This window comes from Gordonia sp. YC-XJ4 (assembly GCF_059511865.1).
In genome coordinates, this window is the sequence record NZ_CM183447.1 from 5721023 (window position 1) to 5736077 (window position 15055).

General features: G+C 67.7%; 16 protein-coding genes. 6 read left to right on the plus strand and 10 right to left on the minus strand.

All coding sequences use genetic code 11. The annotated features are described in order from the left end of the window. Positions 1 to 8: 8 nt before the first annotated feature. On the minus strand, positions 9 to 1400 hold the full coding sequence (locus AC5ZH6_RS25660; protein ID WP_006371640.1) for an enolase C-terminal domain-like protein: 1392 nt from the start codon (positions 1398 to 1400) through the stop codon (positions 9 to 11). Beyond that, positions 1397 to 2812: an MFS transporter gene (locus AC5ZH6_RS25665; protein WP_006371641.1), complete on the minus strand. Its 1416-nt coding sequence runs from the start codon at positions 2810 to 2812 to the stop codon at positions 1397 to 1399. The genes AC5ZH6_RS25660 and AC5ZH6_RS25665 overlap by 4 nt, the downstream gene beginning before the upstream one ends. A gap of 260 nt (positions 2813 to 3072) precedes the next feature. On the opposite strand from AC5ZH6_RS25665, the gene AC5ZH6_RS25670 reads away from it, so the two are divergent. Then, positions 3073 to 4050 carry an EamA family transporter gene (locus tag AC5ZH6_RS25670; RefSeq protein WP_006371642.1) on the plus strand — a complete coding sequence of 326 codons (978 nt, stop codon included), beginning with the start codon at positions 3073 to 3075 and terminating at the stop codon, positions 4048 to 4050. Here the strand turns inward: AC5ZH6_RS25670 and AC5ZH6_RS25675 are convergent. Further along, positions 3989 to 5044, minus strand: coding sequence for an alpha/beta hydrolase (locus AC5ZH6_RS25675; protein WP_006371643.1), 1056 nt, complete (start codon positions 5042 to 5044; stop codon positions 3989 to 3991). The genes AC5ZH6_RS25670 and AC5ZH6_RS25675 overlap by 62 nt on opposite strands. A gap of 65 nt (positions 5045 to 5109) precedes the next feature. Here AC5ZH6_RS25675 and AC5ZH6_RS25680 point away from each other — a divergent pair, with 65 nt between their 5' ends. The 3 genes from AC5ZH6_RS25680 to AC5ZH6_RS25690 all read left to right on the plus strand — a co-directional run bounded on the left by AC5ZH6_RS25680 (position 5110) and on the right by AC5ZH6_RS25690 (position 7797). Further along, entirely contained in the window at positions 5110 to 6402 is a 1293-nt protein-coding gene (locus tag AC5ZH6_RS25680; protein WP_006371644.1) for a MurT ligase domain-containing protein, read from the plus strand. Next, positions 6399 to 7118, plus strand: a complete 720-nt coding sequence (locus AC5ZH6_RS25685) for a type 1 glutamine amidotransferase (RefSeq protein WP_006371645.1) — start codon at positions 6399 to 6401, stop codon at positions 7116 to 7118. The genes AC5ZH6_RS25680 and AC5ZH6_RS25685 overlap by 4 nt, the downstream gene beginning before the upstream one ends. A gap of 229 nt (positions 7119 to 7347) precedes the next feature. Beyond that, positions 7348 to 7797 (plus strand): GNAT family N-acetyltransferase, encoded by a 450-nt coding sequence (locus AC5ZH6_RS25690; protein WP_244421183.1) that lies wholly within the window; start codon positions 7348 to 7350, stop codon positions 7795 to 7797. Positions 7798 to 7837: 40 nt separating this feature from the next. Here the strand turns inward: AC5ZH6_RS25690 and AC5ZH6_RS25695 are convergent, their stop codons facing one another. From AC5ZH6_RS25695 to AC5ZH6_RS25725, 7 genes are all read right to left on the minus strand, one after another. Continuing rightward, entirely contained in the window at positions 7838 to 8581 is a 744-nt protein-coding gene (locus tag AC5ZH6_RS25695; RefSeq protein WP_014361845.1) for a uracil-DNA glycosylase, read from the minus strand. Between the two features lie 21 nt (positions 8582 to 8602). Then, positions 8603 to 9160 (minus strand): uridine kinase family protein, encoded by a 558-nt coding sequence (locus AC5ZH6_RS25700; RefSeq protein ID WP_006371648.1) that lies wholly within the window; start codon positions 9158 to 9160, stop codon positions 8603 to 8605. A gap of 2 nt (positions 9161 to 9162) precedes the next feature. Beyond that, entirely contained in the window at positions 9163 to 9774 is a 612-nt protein-coding gene (gene recR / locus AC5ZH6_RS25705; protein WP_006371649.1) for a recombination mediator RecR, read from the minus strand. A gap of 14 nt (positions 9775 to 9788) precedes the next feature. Beyond that, on the minus strand, positions 9789 to 10157 hold the full coding sequence (locus AC5ZH6_RS25710; protein ID WP_006371650.1) for a YbaB/EbfC family nucleoid-associated protein: 369 nt from the start codon (positions 10155 to 10157) through the stop codon (positions 9789 to 9791). Positions 10158 to 10308: 151 nt separating this feature from the next. Beyond that, the gene (locus tag AC5ZH6_RS25715; protein WP_006371651.1) at positions 10309 to 10644 is read right to left on the minus strand and encodes a hypothetical protein; all 336 of its coding nucleotides are present in this window, start codon (positions 10642 to 10644) and stop codon (positions 10309 to 10311) included. Positions 10645 to 10673: 29 nt separating this feature from the next. Next, on the minus strand, positions 10674 to 11627 hold the full coding sequence (locus AC5ZH6_RS25720) for a pseudouridine synthase (protein WP_006371652.1): 954 nt from the start codon (positions 11625 to 11627) through the stop codon (positions 10674 to 10676). A 9-nt stretch (positions 11628 to 11636) separates the two neighbouring features. Next, a complete protein-coding gene (locus AC5ZH6_RS25725; protein ID WP_006371653.1) occupies positions 11637 to 12113 on the minus strand; it encodes an SRPBCC family protein in 477 nt (158 codons plus the stop codon). An 84-nt stretch (positions 12114 to 12197) separates the two neighbouring features. On the opposite strand from AC5ZH6_RS25725, the gene AC5ZH6_RS25730 reads away from it, so the two are divergent. Both AC5ZH6_RS25730 and AC5ZH6_RS25735 read left to right on the plus strand, forming a co-directional pair. Further along, positions 12198 to 13604, plus strand: coding sequence for an FAD-binding oxidoreductase (locus AC5ZH6_RS25730; protein ID WP_035728535.1), 1407 nt, complete (start codon positions 12198 to 12200; stop codon positions 13602 to 13604). Next, positions 13601 to 14923: a class I SAM-dependent methyltransferase gene (locus AC5ZH6_RS25735; RefSeq protein ID WP_006371655.1), complete on the plus strand. Its 1323-nt coding sequence runs from the start codon at positions 13601 to 13603 to the stop codon at positions 14921 to 14923. Before AC5ZH6_RS25730 ends, AC5ZH6_RS25735 begins: the two co-directional genes overlap by 4 nt. Positions 14924 to 15055 lie beyond the last annotated feature (132 nt).

Genomic DNA, 15055 nt, shown 5'->3' on the forward strand with positions numbered 1-15055 from the left:
TATCGGATTCAGTTGCGGCACAGTGCGGGCCGCTTGCTGTCGAAGGTCCATCCGGGTATGAGGTACTGCATTCCGACGGCGTCGTCGCGCGCTCCGAGGCCCTCGCGGCGGTAGAGTTCGTGCGCCGCCTCGACCCGATCCATGTCGAGTTCGACGCCGAGCCCGGGCTTGTCACCGACGGTGAGAAATCCGTCGGTGATCGCATGGGGCTCGGTGGTGAGGCGCTGACCGTCCTGCCAGATCCAGTGGGTGTCGATCGCGGTGATGGTGCCGGGCGCGGCAGCGGCGACGTGGGTGAACATTGCCAGCGACACGTCGAAGTGGTTGTTGGAGTGCGATCCCCACGTCAGTCCCCACGCGTCGCACAGTTGTGCCACGCGGACCGAGCCGTTCATCGTCCAGAAGTGGGGGTCGGCGAGCGGGATGTCGACGGCTCCGGAGCGGATGGCGTGACCCAACTCCCGCCAGTCGGTCGCGATCATGTTGGTGGCGGTCGGTAAACCGGTGGCACGCTTGAACTCCGACATCACCTCACGGCCGGAGAACGATCCCTCGGGTCCCACCGGGTCCTCCGCGTAGGCCAGGACATCGGTGAGGTCACGGCAGATGTCGACGGCCTCCCGCAACAGCCAACCACCGTTGGGGTCCAGGGTGATTCGTGCGTCGGGAAAGCGTTCGTGCAGCGCGCGCACCGCGGCGGCCTCCTCGACCGGGGCGAGGACACCGCCCTTGAGTTTGAAATCGGCGAATCCGTATCGCGCGTGGGCGGCCTCGGCGAGGGCGACCACCGCCTCGGGTGTCAGCGCCTCCTGGTGACGCAGGCGCATCCAGTCGTCGGCGTCGGTCGGCTCGTCGGAAGGCGCGGCGTAGGGCAGGTCGGTCTTGGTGCGATCACCGACGAAGAACAGATATCCCAACGCCTGCACCCGATCTCGCTGTTGGCCGTCACCGAGCAGCGCCGCCACCGGAACGTCGAGGTACTGACCGAGCAGGTCGAGCAACGCCGATTCGATCGCGGTGACCGCGTGCACGGTGACCCGAAGATCGAAGGTCTGCGCTCCCCGGCCGCCGGCATCGCGTCCGGCGAAGGTCGTCCGGATGGCACCCAGCGTGGCGTGGTAGCGGCCGATCGACGATCCGATCACCAGCTCACGCGCGTCCTGCAGGGTACGACGGATGGCTTCGCCGCCGGGTACCTCGCCCACACCGACGCGGCCGTCGGAATCGGTGAGCACCACCAGGTTCCGGGTGAAGTACGGGGCGTGGGCGCCGCTGAGATTGAGCAGCATGCTGTCGCGTCCGGCAACCGGATAAACGGCCATCTCGGCGACGACGGGAGTGGTGTGGCTTGACATCGGGCGCTCCTTGGGCGACGGGGTGGCAGCGACGGCGGTGGTCATCGGTCCACACCGTGCGCGGTCTTGTTCTCCGCCGCGCGGGTGGCCACGGCGTTGGCGGCGGTGGGGGTCACCGCCGGCGTGTCGGTGAGGACGTCGGTATTCACCGAAGCCTCCGACTCGGGAGTCGGGCGGCGCAGGAAGAACACCAGGATCGCGGCGATGACCGAGGCGATGGCCAGACCGTAGAGACCCCAGGTGACCTGTCCGGTGGCCTGTTTGACCAGACCGAAGCCGAAGGGCGCGACGAAACCGCCCAGGTTGCCCAGGGAGTTGATGATCGCGATCGCCGGTGCGAGCACCATCGGGTGCAAGGTCGACTGTGGGATCGACCAGAACAACGGGCTCGCGCTCTTGAAGCCCATGGCGGCGATGCACAGGAACACCAGCGCCGGCCACGGGGAGACGACGGCTGCGGCGTAGGTGCCCACTGCGGCCACCAGCAACGCGATCACCAGCAGCGGGCGGCGATTGCCGGTGCGGTCCCCGATGCGCGAGGAGACATACATGGCCACGACCGCACAGATCCACGGCAGCGACGACAGCAGCCCGACGGTGACGTCGTTGGTGCCCTGGATACGTCGCACGATCGAGGGTAGCCAGAAGGTGTTGGCATAGATCGACAGCTGGATGGCGAAGTAGATGACGCAGAAGATGATGAGCTGCCGATCGGCCAGCATGCTCCACCGCGAGGTCTTGTGCGCCACACCCGAACCGGCCGCCTTGCGACGTTCCTCCTCGGCGATCGTCGACGAGAGCGCGTCGCGTTCTTCGGTGGACAGCCACTTCGCATCGGAGATGTGTGAGTTGAGCAAGAAGTAGGCGATGATGCCCACGACCACCGACAACGAACCCTCGATGAGGAACAGCCACTGCCACCCGTGCAGTCCGAGCAGCCCGTGCATCGACAACAGCGGCCCGGACACCGGGCCCGAAATAGCTGCGGCGAGAGACGAACCCGCCACGAACAGTGCTGTGGCGCGACCTCGGGAACTGTTGGGCAGCCACTTGGCGAGGTAGAAAATGACGGCGGGGAAGAATCCGGCCTCGGCGGCGCCGAGCAAGAAGCGCAGGATGTAGAACATCATCTCGTTCTGTACGAACATCATGGCCGCGGAGATGACACCCCAGCTGATCATGATGCGGGTCAACCAGATCCGCGCCCCGAACTTCTCCATCATCATGTTGCTGGGCAGTTCGAAGATGGCGTACGCGATGAAGAACACGCCGGCACCGAATCCGTAGGCGGCAGCACCGATCCCGACGTCGGTGTGCAGGTATTCGGCGGCGTACCCGATATTGGCGCGGTTGAGCTGATTACAGATCAGCATGACGATGAACAGCGGCACCACCCGCCGATAGAACTTGGCGACCGCGCGGTCAACCGCGGCGCCGTGGGTGCGAGTGAACGACATCGCCCACTCCTTTCCGATCTGGCAGCCGTCGGGGACGAAACCCTGCGCTGCGACCTATACAACCAGCGTGACCCTCAGTGAGTCACCTCACACGACAGACGCTAGAGGCCTGCGGCGATGCCTGTCCAACACCGATTACACATGGATTAATGCTTGATCAGCATCAGTCCTCGAGACTGCGCAGATACTGAAGTGATTCCGAACAGTCAATGCAAAAGAATTCGATTGTTCTTCATCGAAGTCGGCCCGACGATGGACTCATGACCACTCGCGATCGCCTGCTCGGCCTCACCGTCGTCGTCCTCTGGGGCCTCAACTTCATCGCCATCCGCGTCGGTCTCGACCACTTCCCGCCGTTCTTCTTCGCGGCTCTGCGGTTCGCGGTGATGGCCGTCCCGGTGGTGCTGTTCGTGAAGTTCCCGCGCGTGCAGATGCGATGGTTCCTGCTGTACGCAGTGGGCTTCGGGTTCGGGCAGTTCGCGTTCCTGTTCCTCGCCATGAACCTCGGGATGCCCACCGGGCTGGCCTCGTTGGTCCTGCAGACCTCGGCGCCGTTCACCGTGCTGCTGGGCGTGTTCTTCCTTCGTGAGCGGTTGGTGCCCGCGCAGATCGTCGGCATCGCGATCGCCGTCGCCGGGATCGTCGTCATCGGCGTCGACCGCGCCGGACATTCGTCGATCGGTGTGGGCATCGTCGTCCCGATGGTGCTGACCGTGCTGGCGGGCCTGTCGTGGGCGTTCGGCAACATCGGCAGCCGCCTGGCCCAACCCGACGACGCCCTGCGGATGACACTGTGGATGTCGGTGGTACCGCCGATCCCGTTCCTGGCGTTGAGCTTTGCCACCGAAGGCCCTCGCGCCGACCTGACGTCGTTGACGACGCTGGGGTCGTCGTCCGGGCTGATCGCGCTGGCCGGCCTCGCCTACGTCGTGCTGCTGGGCACCATCGCCGGGTCCGGGCTCTGGACGATGCTGATGAAGCGGTACGAGGCCAGCCGGGTCGCGCCGCTGTCGTTGCTGGTACCCGTGGTCGGGATCAGCGCCGCCTGGCTACTGCTCGGCGAGGTGCCGAGCGGGGTCGAGATCGCCGGTGCCGCACTGGTCATCGCCGGATGCGCCGCCGGGGTGTTGGCGGCGCCGCGGTCGAGGGTGCGGGCCGGCGCGGGGGCGACCTCTGTCAGAGCACCCCACGCACCACGTCGTGCATCCCCGAGACCGCTTGTCGGGCAGCGGGACTGAAGCCGAGCATGTTCACGAAGCCGTGGATCATGCCCGACTCGCGTTGCAACGAGGTACGCACTCCGGCGCCGGAGAGGGCGTCGGCGTAGGCGATGCCCTCGTCGCGCAACGGATCGAAGCCGGCGACCACCACATGGGCGGGCGGCAGTCCGGTGAGGTCGTCGGCGAGCAGCGGGGAGATCCGCGGATCACTGCGCGGCACGCCGGCCGGGACGTAGCGCTCGGTGAACCACTCGATGCGCTCGGCGGTGAGGAAGTAGCCGGTGGCGAACTCCTCCCGCGAACCTCCGGATCGCGTCATGTCGGTGACCGGGTACAGCAGCAGCTGCAGACGCGGCGTCACCTCCTCGCCGCGCACGAGTTGGGAGAGCACCGCGGCCAGGTTCCCGCCTGCGCTGTCGCCGGCGACGATGAGGCGATCGGTGTCGACACCCCAGCGCGGGGCCGCACTCACCGCGAAGCGCCACGCGGCCAGGGCGTCGTCGACGGCCGCCGGAAACGGATACTCGGGGGCGAGCCGGTACTCGACGGATAGGACGTCGACGCCGGTGTCGAGGGCCAGTCGCCGACAGTAGGCGTCGTGGGTGGCCCGACTCCCCAGCGAGAACCCACCACCGTGGAAGAACAGCACCAGCCCCGTCGAGGAGACCTCGGCGCGGTAGCGGGTGGCCGGCAGGTCGCCGCCCGGCCCGTCGATCACCAGATCCTCGACGACCGCCAGCGGCGGGGTCCGCTCGGCGGAGATGGCCGAATTCACCTCGAGGTTGTGGCGGGCGCGCTCGACGGTCGCGCCGCTCATGTCGCCGCCGGGCATGAGTCGCGTGGCGACACCGGCGGCCAACATCTCCGGGGCGATGTGCTCGCCGTCGGAGTTCACCGGACAGATCCGGGAGGCAACGCCCAGCAGACCCGGCGGCAGGTGTCCGCCGAGGCGCATCACCGAACGGACGGCGCGGAACGGAAGCGGAATCGTCAGCGTTGTGGCCCTACTCACGGCCGCGAGGGTACCCCGCCGAGGTCCGGCGGCACCGCCGACGCCCCTGTGCCAGACTCGTCCCCATGTCCGACCGAGTTCCGCTGCGCACCTCGCTGGCCCTGGCCGCCGCCGCGTCCGCCCGCTGGGCCTCCCGCACCGCCGGACGCGGCAAGGGCTCGATGATCGGCGGGCTGGTCGCCGAGAAGATCGACCCGCAGATCATGACCCGCCTGGCGGCCGGCAAGCGTACGGCGCTGATCACCGGTACCAACGGCAAGTCGACGACGACGCGGATGACCGCGGCGGCGCTCGCCGAACTCGGCGAGGTCGCCACCCAGGCCGACGGCGCCAACATGGACGCCGGGATCATCGCCACGCTCAGCCTGCAACGTTCGGCGCCGATCTGCGCACTCGAGGTCGACGAATTGCACGTCCCGCACGTCGCCGACGCCACCGATCCGGAGGTGGTGGTGATGCTGAATCTCTCGCGCGATCAGCTCGACCGGGTGGGGGAGATCAACATGATCGAACGCGCCCTGCGCGCCGGCATCGCCCGCCACCCCGACACGATCGTCGTCGCCAACTGCGATGACGTCCTGGTCACCTCCGCTGCCTTCGATGCGCCGAAGGTGGTGTGGGTGGCGGCCGGGTCGAGCTGGGTCGGCGACTCGGTGAGCTGTCCGCGCACCGGCGAACCCATCGCGCGTGCCACCGCCGACTCCAGCGACGGACCGTCGATACCACCCGGCGGTATCGACTGGTATTCGACCGGTGACGAGAACTTCCGGCGCCCCACCCCCGACTGGTGGGTCGACGACGACAACATCTACGGCCCCGACGGGTTCATCGCGCCGATGACGCTCGCTGTCCCGGGCCGCGCCAACCGCGGCAACGCGGCGCAGGCGGTCGCTGCGGCCGTCGCGATGGGCGCCGACCCGGCCGAGGCGGTGGCGGCGGTGCAGACCGTCGGCGAGGTCGCCGGACGCTACGGCATCCATCAGGTCGGCAACCACTCGGTGCGCACCCTGCTGGCCAAGAATCCGGCCGGCTGGCAGGAAGCGCTGTCGATGATCGACCACGACGCCGACGGACTGGTCATCGCCGTCAACGGCCAGGTCCCCGACGGTGAGGATCTCTCCTGGCTGTGGGATGTGCGGTTCGAGGCGTTCGAGACGATGACGGTGGTCGCCGCAGGCGAACGCGCCGCCGACCTGTCGGTGCGGCTGCTCTACGCGGGCGCCGAGCACACCACCATCGCCGACCCGATGAAGGCCATCGCCTCATGTCCCCCGGGACGCGTCGAGGTCCTGGCGAACTACACCGCCTTCCGCGATCTCGGCACCGCGATGGAACGCGTACGGGAGGAACGCAAATGAGCGACTCGACACTGCGCATCGGGCTGGTGCTCCCCGACGTGATGGGCACCTACGGTGACGGCGGGAACGCACTGGTGCTGCGGCAGCGGGCCCGGATGCGGGGCATCGACGCCGAGATCATCTCGATCACCCTCGACGACGAGGTCCCCGACTCACTCGACGTCTACACCCTCGGTGGCGCCGAGGATTACGCGCAGCGGCTGGCCACCCGGCACCTCACCCGCTATCCGGGGCTGCAGCGTGCGGCGGCAGCAGGCCGTCCGGTGCTGGCGATCTGCGCGGCCATCCAGGTCCTCGGCCACTGGTACGAGACGTCGGCGGGCGAACGCGTGGACGGCATCTCGCTGTTCGACCTCACCACCGCACCGCAGCAGACCCGCAGCATCGGCGAGCTCGTCACCGACCCGGTGTTGCCCGGACTCACCCAGCCGTTGTCGGGATTCGAAAACCATAGGGGCGGAAGTACTCTCGGGGCCGATGCCACCCCGCTCGGGCGGGTGCGTCACGGCGTCGGCAACGGCGTGGGCGACGGCACCGAGGGTGTGGTCGCCGGCTCGGTGATCGGCACCTACCTGCACGGCCCGGCGCTGGCGCGCAACCCTGAGCTAGCCGATTTTCTCCTCGCCCGGGCGATCGGGACCGATTCGCTTGCGCCGCTGGACCTCCCAGAGGTTAACCGGCTGCGCTCCGAGCGACTCGCCGCCGCCCGGCGCTGAGCCGTCGGCCGCACCCGGTCCGCGCCGATGCCAGAAGCGGGGCCGGCGGAACCGCGAGCAGCCCGACGCCCCGCACAGGGCGCAGTCGGTGCCCGCGCGCAGATGGTCGTGCGCCGACCGCGGATGACCGCACCGGCACACCTGATCACCACGCTGGGACATGGCCTCACCCTACGCCGCACGACGACGGCGGATGTCGGGAATCCGCAGCCCGACGTACTGTGTCGCCATGACCACGATCTCGCCCTGCAGCGCCGACGATCACGATGACTGGCTGCCACTCTGGGACGCCTATCTGCGCTTCTACGAGACCGACCTGGATCCCGAGATCACCGCAATCACGTTCCGGCGCATCGTCTCCGGTGACGGTATCCACGGTGCGATCGCACGTGACGACCAGCGTCGCGCCATCGGTCTGGTCCACTGGCTCGCCCATCCGTCGACCTGGAGCCGCACCGGCTACTGCTACCTCGAGGATCTGTTCGTCGCCCCCGACAGCCGCGGGTCCGGCGTCGGGCGCGCCCTGATCGACCACGTCTGCGACGCGGCACGCAACGCCGGACTCACGAAGGTCTACTGGCTGACCCAACAGCACAACGCCACTGCGCGAAGACTTTACGACGCCGTCGCCACCGACACCGGATTCGTGCACTACGAGATCGATCTCGACACCCACTGATCGACAGCCCACGTGACCGACGGCTCAGCCGACGGCCGGCTCACCCGAGAGTGCGGTCGCGCGCGGGCAATCCGGCGTACCGGGCGGCCTCGACGATCACCGCCCGCAGCATCGCCGGGGTGAGCCGCCCGGTGAACGTGTTGTGCTGGCTGACGTGATAGCTGGCGAACACCGTCAGCTCGGCGCCGTCGTCACGACGGATGACCGTACGCGCACCGTGGCCGAATTTCGGTCGGGGACGGTCGATCTGCCAGCCGAGTTCCTCGAACGTCCGCAGCCCCACCTGCCATCCGAAGCCGCCGAGCACCATCACCGAGCGCACCGTGGGCGCCAGGAGGTCCAGCTCGGCACGTAACCAGTGGGCGCATCGGTCGCGCTCGGTGGTGGTCGGCTTGTTCTGCGGCGGAGCGCAATGCACCGGGGCGGTCATGCGTACCCCGAACAGCTCCATCCCGTCGTCGGCGGAGACGACGGTCGGTTGCGAGGCGAGTCCGACGTCGTAGAGCGCGCGAAACAGCACGTCACCACTCTGGTCCCCGGTGAACATGCGGCCGGTGCGATTGGCGCCGTGCGCGGCCGGCGCGAGCCCGAGGATGAGCATGCGGGAGTCGCCGGGCCCGAACCCGGGGACGGGTCGTCCCCAATAGTCCCAGTCGGCGAAGGCGGCACGTTTCTCCCGCGCCACCTTCTCGCGCCACGCGACCAGACGAGGGCAGGCACGACAGTCGATCAGCGCAGCGTCGAGGTCGGCGAGATCGCGGTATCGGGATCGTCGTCGGGCCATGCGGTACTCACCGAGCCGAGCTCAGTCGAGGACCTTGCAGCGCTCGCGGGTGCGATCGACGGCAAACCAGCCGCGCTCGAACTGCTGCCATCGTTGCAGCAGGGGGCGCGAGGATTCACCGTCGCGGGCGACGGCGCGTTCGAGCCGCGCGTCGGCGTCGCCGCCGTCGAGCCACAGGGCGTGGCTGAGCCGGTCGGCGATGCGACGCCGCGCCGACGACACGCCCTCGATCACCAGCAGCGGCTCCCACCGCACCCACACCCGACCACCGAGCTGCGGCACACCGTCGACCCACTCCCGTGGCCGATAGCGGTAATCGTGCCGACGCACAAAGGCATGCAGCACATCGCTTTCCAGCTCCGGCCACCACGCGACCGGGTTGTCCCACGTGGCGAAGTCATCGGTGCGGACGAGCACCACCCCGGTACCGCGGGCCCGCAGGCGGGCGACGAGGGCGTCGGCGACGGTCGACTTACCCGCGCCGGACGGGCCGTCGATGGCGACGATCCCGGAGATCATCTCCGCGGCGAGGTCATCGAGCCGGGCGTCGAGATCGGTGGACAGGGTGGGCGCGGTCATCGTCATGCCAGGATGCGGCGGCCCGACAGCGCACGGCCGAGGGTGAGTTCGTCGGCGAACTCCAGGTCGCCGCCCATCGGCAGCCCCGACGCCAGACGCGTCACCGACAGCCCCGGGAAGTCCTTGAGCATCCGCAGCAGGTACGTCGCGGTGGCCTCGCCCTCGGTGTTGGGGTCGGTGGCCACGATGATCTCGGTGACGTCGGTGCCGTCGGCGGTGGTGGCGAGCCGTCGCAGCAACTCGCGGATGCGCAACTGGTCGGGGCCGATCCCCGACAGCGGGTCGAGTGCGCCGCCGAGGACGTGATAGCGGCCGTGGAACTCCTTGGTGCGCTCGATCGCGTGAACGTCCTTGGGTTCCTCGACGACGCAGATCTTGGTCGCGTCACGTCGGGCATCCGAGCAGATCCGACAGAGATTGTTGGCCGAGACGTTGCCGCATTCGGCGCAGAAGGTGACGTTGTCGCGGACCTGGATGAGAGCCGCGACCAGCCGGTCGATCTCCTTCTTCTCGCCGGCCAGCAGCGCGAACGCGATGCGCTGGGCACCCTTCGGGCCGAGCCCGGGTTGTTTGGCGAGCTCGTCGATCAGATCCTGGATGGGGCCCTCGTACATCGGTGCGTCGTACCTCAGCCCAGGCCGGGCAGTCCGCCACCGAGGCCTCCGGCGAGCGGTCCCATCTTCTCGCCGGCGAGTTCCTCGCGCTTGTTCGAGAGGTCGGCGAGTGCGCCGAGCAGCAGATCCTGGAGGGTCTCGACGTCGTCGGGGTCGACGACCTTGGGGTCGATGGTGACCGCGGTGATCTCACCGGTCCCGTTGCCGGTCACGGTCACCAGACCGTTGCCCGCGGTGCCGGTGACCTCGGTCGCCGCGATCTCGTTCTGTGCTTCGAGCAGCTTGGCCTGCATCTGCTGGGCCTGCTGCAGCAACCCGGCCATCGGGTTGTCGCCGCCGGCACCGCCGCCGAAGAGTGCGCTGGGATCGAAAGGTTGATTCACGGGCCCCAGGGTAGTCGGCGGTGCCGACGGGGCGCGCGTGCCGGGCCGGACCGGATCACGAATACAGATTCCACCGCAGCGAGCCGAAAACCCGAAAAGTCGGGTCGCCGACCCGCTCAGGTGGAATCTGTATTCGCCTCCCGCGCCGGACTCAGCGCAACAGACGCTCGACGTGGGCCACGATGTCGTCGACGGTGTCGTCGCCGACCGGGGTGATCTCGAAGGACAGCTCCTCGTCACCGAAGAGCCGGCTTGCACGAGGGGTGAGGGCGAACTCGAGGCGATTGTGCTCGATGCGACGCCATTGCCGGATCGCATCGTAGATCGGGGCGCTGGCACCGGTGGAGATGCAGTACCGGTCGCCCGCGCGGTCCCCGCCGACAAGTTCGCGTTGGATCTGGAAGCAGGCCATCGATTCGTCGTCGATGAACACCACGGCCTCGCATCCCAGGTCGGGGTGGCGTTCGTAGGAGGCGAGGATGGTCACGGGGACAGCGTAACCAGTTCCCGCGGTGGTCAGTGGTGACCCTCGGTGAGGGTGCGGCGGGTTTCGAATCGACGGTGCTGCCCGGTCAACGGATCGACGAACGACAAGCTGTGCGCGACGAGTCGAAGGGGCTCGGAGAAGTCCCCGTGCTCGGGGCGCCCGGCCACGTCGGGCCGGACCTCGGGGTAGAGCGGGTCGCCGACGATCGGCACGTCGAGCAGCGCCATGTGCAGGCGCAGCTGATGGGTGCGGCCGGTATGCGGGACCAGCCGATACACCGACCCGCTCGCGGTCTGCTCGATCTCGGTGATCTCACTGATCGCGTTCACCGGGCCGTCGACGACGCGTGCCCGCAGGTCACCGGCAGTTTTCTCGATCCGATTGCGGACCACCCGGGTGTCGGCGATCCCCGCTGCCGGGGCGAGCGCCCGATACTCCTTCTCGGCCCTGCGCTGCGCGAACAGGTCCTGGTAGGCCGAACGCACCTCGGGTCGCAGCGTGAACAGCAGCACGCCCGCGGTGAGGCGGTCGAGCCGATGTGCGGGGGCGACGAGATCGGTGCCGAGTGCGCGGCGTAACCGCACCAGCGCGGTCTGGGTGACATGCTGCCCGCGCGGCATCGTCGCGAGGAAATGCGGTTTGTCGACGACGACGATGTTCTCGTCGCGATACAGGATCGGCAGATCGAAGGGAATCGTGATCTCGTCGGGCAGGTCGCGATAGAGGTAGACCGACGTGTTGACACGCGCGGGCTGCTCGAGCGTCAGCGGCCGGCCCTCGGCGTCGACGATCTCTCCCCGCTGCGCACGATCGGCGAGGTCGGCGTCGGTCAGCTCCTGCAACGACGGCGTGGCCCGCAGACAGTCACCGACGGTCGATTCCGGCCCCGACCGCAACACCACACGAGTGGCGTCGACGCCATCGCGCGGCGGCAGCGGTGCCGGCCGTGCGCGACCGCGATGTCTCCCGGTCCGGCGGCCCACCGCGGCGGGCTACTTCTCCAGCCGCGTCTTGAGATTCGCGAGCAGGGCGGCCTGGATGCGGGCGAGTCCCTTGGGCGCGAAGGTCTTCTCGAAGAAGCCGCCGATGCCGCTGGCGTTGCTGTTCCAGGTGGTCGTGGTGGTGACCTTGCTGCCCGAGCCGGCCGGCGACACCTGATAGGTGGTCACCATCGACGAATTCTCGTCTTTCTCGGTGATCGTGGCTGCGGCGTTCGGCCCGCTCGCTGCGCTCCCGGCGCCGGGTGTCACGGAGACGGTGGCCTTGACGTCACGCTGGCGCTTGGAGGTCGCCTGCAGAATCCAGTGCACGACGGTGCCGTCGCCGTTGCCGCCGCTGATCACCTGGTAGTCGCGGTACTGCTCGGGCAGGATCGCCGGGCGGGTGTCGGCGTAGTCGGCGAGCGCGCCGATCACGGCATCCGGGGACGCGGCCACCTCTGTCGTTTGACTGGCGGAAATCTGACCCACTGACCCAACTCCTTCACGATGTACTGATTGGCGGGCGTGCTGCTCACGTCCTAGGCTAGCCAAGTGAGCTCGGCACAGATGGAGATGGGGGCAGCGGCATTCGATGAGGGTGTGGCCACCCTCCTGGCCAGCTACCGCGCCATCGGGCCGCAGGCCACGGTCCGTCTGGCGAAGAAGACCTCCAACCTCTTCCGGGCGCGGGCCAAGAACCCGCACCCCGGTCTCGACGTCTCCGGCCTCGACCGGGTGATCTCGGTCGACGCAGCCGCCAAGACCGCAGATGTCGCGGGGATGTGTACCTACGAGAACCTCGTCGCCGCGACGCTGCCGTACGGGTTGGCTCCCAAGGTCGTTCCGCAACTCAAGACGATCACCCTCGGCGGCGCCGTGACCGGACTGGGCATCGAGAGCACCTCGTTCCGCAACGGTCTGCCCCACGAGTCGGTCCTCGAGATCGACATCCTCACCGGTGACGGCGAGATCATCACCGCGACCCCCACCAACGATTATGCGGATCTCTTCTACGGATTCCCCAACTCGTATGGGACGCTCGGTTATTCGGTGCGGCTGCGAATCGAACTGGAAGAGGTCGCCCCGTACGTCGCGCTGCGGCATGTGCGGTTCACCGACCTGTCGGCGTTGCAAGAAACGATGGATGCGATCGTCACCGACAGGTCCTACGACGGCGAGCGGGTCGACTATCTCGACGGCACGGTGTTCAGCGCCGACGAGGCCTATCTGACGTTGGGTCGGCAGACCGATGAACCCGGCTCGGTCAGCGACTACACCGGGATGGACATCTATTACCGGTCCATTCAGCACGATTCGACGCGCACCCCCCAGCGCGATCGGCTGACCATCCACGACTATCTGTGGCGGTGGGACACCGACTGGTTCTGGTGTTCCCGGGCGTTCGGGGCGCAAGAGCCCCGCATCCGTCGGCTGTGGCCGAAAAGGTTGCTGCGCAGCAGTTTCTACTGGAAGCTGATCGGCTACGACCAGCGCTTCGACATCGCCGATCGTCTCAACAAGCGCAAGGGTCTACCCGCCAACGAGCGTGTCGTGCAGGATATCGAGGTGCCGATCGAGCACACCACCGACTACCTCGACTGGTTCTTGACCACCGTGCCGATCGAGCCGATTTGGTTGTGCCCGTTACGGCTTCGGGAGAAGGTCGGCGGTAGCGCACCCGACGCGAATCCGCGGCGGCCGTGGCCGCTGTACCCGCTGCAGCCCGACCGCACCTATGTCAACGTCGGCTTCTGGTCGGCGGTTCCGGTGACCCCCGGCGATCCTGGGCACACCAACAAACTGATCGAACGCAAGGTGGCCGAACTCGATGGCCACAAGTCTCTGTATTCGGAATCCTTCTACAGCCCTGAGGACTTCGATGAGCTCTACGGAGGCGAGCACTACCGACTGCTCAAGAAGCGGTACGACCCACGCGGCCGGCTGCTCGATCTCTATGCGAAAGCGGTGAAACGGCAATGACGACGTACAAGGACAGCGCACCGTCGAAAAACGATGCGCAGCATGCCAAGATGACCCTTGCCCAGGTGTTCGAGTCCATCGTGGGCGGCAATCTCAACATCCGCGTCACCGCCTACGACGGCAGTGCTGCCGGTCCCGAGGATGCCGAGTTCGGCCTGAACCTGGTGACGCCGCGCGGCACCACCTACCTGGTGACCGCCCCCGGTGACCTCGGATTGGCCCGCGCATACGTCTCCGGTGATCTGGAGCTGATCGGCGCCCACCCCGGCGACCCCTACGGCGCGCTGCAGGCCCTGGCCGCCGACCTCGAGTTCAAACGCCCCTCCCCACTGGTGCTGGCGCAGGTGGCGAGGTCGCTCGGTATCGAACACTTCAAGCCGATCGCACCGCCCCCGCAGGAAGCGCTGCCGCGCTGGCGTCGATTCGCCGAGGGATTGCGGCACAGCAAGGCCCGTGACGCCGAGGTCATCCACCACCACTACGACGTCTCGAACACCTTCTACGAGTGGGTACTCGGACCGTCGATGACCTATACCTGCGCGGTGTACCCCGACCTCGACGCATCGCTGGAAGCCGCCCAGGAGAACAAGTACCGGCTGATCTTCGACAAACTGCGACTCAAGGCCGGCGATCGGCTCCTCGACATCGGTTGTGGCTGGGGCGGAATGGTACGCTACGCCGCCCGCCGCGGGGTGCACGTACTCGGCGTGACACTCTCCGCCGAGCAGGCACAGTGGGCCCAGCAAGCCGTCATCGACGAGGGGCTGTCCGAGTTCGCCGAGGTCCGCCACAGCGACTACCGCGACGTCGCCGAGTCGGGATTCGACGCGGTGTCCTCGATCGGTTTGACCGAGCACATCGGCGTCCACAACTACCCGGCGTACTTCTCGTTCATGCGTGACAAGCTGCGCGACGGCGGAATGTTGTTGAACCACTGCATCACCCGTCCCGATAACGCCAAGAGTTCGCGGGCCGGGTCGTTCATCGACCGCTACGTCTTCCCCGACGGCGAGCTGACCGGATCGGGCAAGATCATCTCCAAACTGCAGGACATCGGCGGCGTCGAGGTGCTGCACGAGGAAGACTTCCGCTATCACTACGCGATGACGCTGCGTGACTGGAACCGCAACCTCGTCGAACACTGGGACGAGGCCGTCGAGGAGGTCGGTGAGGGCACCGCGCGCCTGTGGGGCCTCTACATGGCCGGCTGCCGCATCGGCTTCGAACGCAACATCGTTCAGCTACATCACGTCCTGGGCGTCAAGCTCGACGACAAGGGTCGTCACGAGCTGCCGCTGCGGCCGTGGTGGGACGCGTAGGGCGAGTACACCTGCAGCGCACCGGGTCTCGAGGTTCCTCGCCTTGCGGCTCGTCGCACCTCGACCATCGGTTGTAGGGCCCGCCGGTCGACCACCTCAACCGCGGATGCAAACCCATCGGCCGACTACCTC